This window comes from Lacticaseibacillus saniviri JCM 17471 = DSM 24301 (genome assembly GCF_001311785.1).
In the GTDB taxonomy this organism is placed as follows: domain Bacteria; phylum Bacillota; class Bacilli; order Lactobacillales; family Lactobacillaceae; genus Lacticaseibacillus; species Lacticaseibacillus saniviri.
On the sequence record NZ_BBBX01000048.1, the window covers coordinates 1 to 2577 of the forward strand.

Genomic DNA, 2577 nt, shown 5'->3' on the forward strand with positions numbered 1-2577 from the left:
TTTTGTTGCGAAATCGAACACTTGTTCGTATAATGATATTGAGGTGATCGTCATGAAACAAACGATTCAAATTGACCAATTGATGCTGACTCGCGCTCATTGCCCGAGTGGCTGGACCAAAATTAAATCTGCGGGCGAAACTATTGGCATGATTGAAACCATCAAGCTGCTGGATGACTTACCCCGCCTGTTGAACCGACCACTGACAGACCACGAGCAACAGGCTGTAATCGACCTTGCACCCCGCCTATTACGCATGGCCGCTTAATTTTTGTCAGACAACTTTGAACTGAGACTTGCCTTTCTGTGTTTTCTGTACTATTCTAATCATGTACTTACAAAAAGTAAGCAAAAAGCAGACGGAGGCAAGACACAATGGTAGATGTAGATGAGTTAGAATTTGGGATCGAAACTTTTGGTGATATCGTCGCTAATGAAGATGGTAGCTTAAAAACCGCGGCGGAATCCATCCGCCAAATCGTGCATGAAGGTGAAATTGCCGACCAATACGGTCTCGATGTGATTGGTGTCGGTGAACACCACCGACCTGACTACAGTGTATCCAGCCCAGAAACAGTTCTGGCAGCCATCGCTTCCGTCACAAAGAAAATCAAATTAGCCACAGCGGTTACCGTGCTCAGTTCTGACGATCCCGTCCGCGTTTATGAACGGTTTGCCACACTTGATGCCCTTTCCCGTGGCCGTGCCCAGGTGATGCTTGGTCGTGGTTCCTTCACTGAATCATTCCCATTGTTTGGCTACGATTTGACCGACTACGATGATCTGTTCAACGAAAAGTTGGCGTTGTACGATGAATTACGGACCGAAAAGCCTGTCACCTGGTCCGGTAAGTTCCGCGCATCCTTGAAAGATCAGGATGTTTATCCAAAGACTGAATCAGGTCAACTCGAAACCTATATCGGTATCGGCGGTTCTCCTGAATCCATCATCCGTGCTGCCCGCTTTGGCTACAAGGTCATCATCGCCATTATCGGTGGCCAGGCAGATCGCTTCAAGCCATACGTTGATCTGTATCACGCAGCGGCAGAAAAGCTGGGTATGCCTGAATATCCTGTCGCCGTTCACTCACATGGTTTCATCGCAGACAGCCAAGAAGAAGCCGTTGATGTGGCCTTCAAGAACATCAAGGCTAACTTCGACCGCATCGGATTGACTCGCGGCTGGGCACCAATGAGCCGGGAACAATTCGATTCCGAAACTGAAGTAGGTTCATTCTATGTTGGTGACCCAGAAAAGGTTGCCCAACGGATTGCGCGGACCATTGACCTGCTCGACTTGGGTCGTTTTGACCTCGTTTACGGTGCTGGTAACCAAACCGTTGCCCAACGTGAACACATGATTGAGCTCTATGCCACAAAGGTGGTTCCTCGTGTCAAAGAGATTTTATCTTCTAAGGCGGTGACCAAGTAATGGACATCAAACGTGTTGGTATTATCGGTGCTGGTAAAGTCGGCATTGTTCTGGCTGGTTTGGCATTGAAAGCTGGCTATGAGGTTCGGATTTCTGGCTCCGGTGCCGTTGACAAAATCGATTTAACGATTAAAACATTGGTCCCTGGCGCCATTGCTTCTGAGAATGCGGATGTCGTGGCCAATTCCGACATCATTATTTTGGCCATTCCACTGAGCCGCTATAAGAACATCGATCCCGCCCTTCTCAAAGGGAAGCTCGTCATCGATGCCATGAACTATTGGTGGGAAACCGATGGGATTCGTGAAGAAGTCCTCGATCCTAACAGCACATCGAGTGAACAGGTTCAGGCTTACTTCAAGGACACCACAATTGTGAAGGCGTTCAATCACATGGGGTATCACAACCTGCAAGAAGAAGCACGACCAGCCGGTGATCCTAAGCGCAAGGCCCTGTTTGTCACCGGTGATGACCATGAAGCTGTGGATGAAGTGGCACATTTCGTTGACACCATGGGCTTTGATCAAGTGATTCATTACAACTTGGCTGATGGCATTATGACCGAACCCGGTAGTCCCCTGTTCGGTGCTAGTCTCAAGCACAATGAATTGAAGCGTGTCATCGATAACTTTGACCGCACTGAATTCGGTCGTCAAATCGCGGCTTCAAAACAAGCGTAGAGTGCGAAACCACACGGGTTGGCTGTGAGCACTGCTGAAACTAGTTTAATAATCGCAAGCATATGTATTATCAAAAAGACGTCCCGACAAATTTATCAGGACGTCTTTTTTGTGTGGGAAATTAGTGCCCCGTTGTCACCTTAATGCCGATAATACTGATCAATAACATGACCACAAAACCCAAGTCATCAAGGACAGGCGATCCCCAAACACGATGACACCGACTAGAATCGCACCAACTGCACCAATCCCTGTCCAGACAGGATAAGCGATACTCAGTGACAGTGTTTTGGTTGCCCGCGATAACAAGATAAAGCTAGCCAACATTCCTAATATCGTCAACAAAGTAAAATTCATGCGTGTGAACCCGACACTCAATTTCATTGTAGACGCCCACACCACTTCAAATAATCCTGCAATCACTAACCATAACCAAGCCATCATCATCTCTCCCTTATTTTTACCG

General features: G+C 47.6%; 3 protein-coding genes and 1 pseudogene. 3 read left to right on the forward strand and 1 reads right to left on the reverse strand.

Annotated features, from left to right (window positions below; translation table 11 throughout):
- From JCM17471_RS12975 to JCM17471_RS12985, 3 genes are all read left to right on the forward strand, one after another.
- Positions 1-268: hypothetical protein (locus tag JCM17471_RS12975; RefSeq protein WP_225354315.1), on the forward strand; the 268-nt coding region annotated here is incomplete at its 5' end.
- Positions 269-375: 107 nt separating this feature from the next.
- Positions 376-1431 (forward strand): LLM class flavin-dependent oxidoreductase, encoded by a 1056-nt coding sequence (locus JCM17471_RS12980; protein ID WP_054778155.1) that lies wholly within the window; start codon positions 376-378, stop codon positions 1429-1431.
- Positions 1431-2111, forward strand: a complete 681-nt coding sequence (locus tag JCM17471_RS12985; protein ID WP_054778156.1) for an NADPH-dependent F420 reductase — start codon at positions 1431-1433, stop codon at positions 2109-2111. The genes JCM17471_RS12980 and JCM17471_RS12985 overlap by 1 nt, the downstream gene beginning before the upstream one ends.
- Positions 2112-2232: 121 nt before the next feature.
- Here JCM17471_RS12985 and JCM17471_RS12990 read toward each other — a convergent pair.
- Positions 2233-2552: pseudogene (locus JCM17471_RS12990) on the reverse strand (DMT family transporter).
- Positions 2553-2577 lie beyond the last annotated feature (25 nt).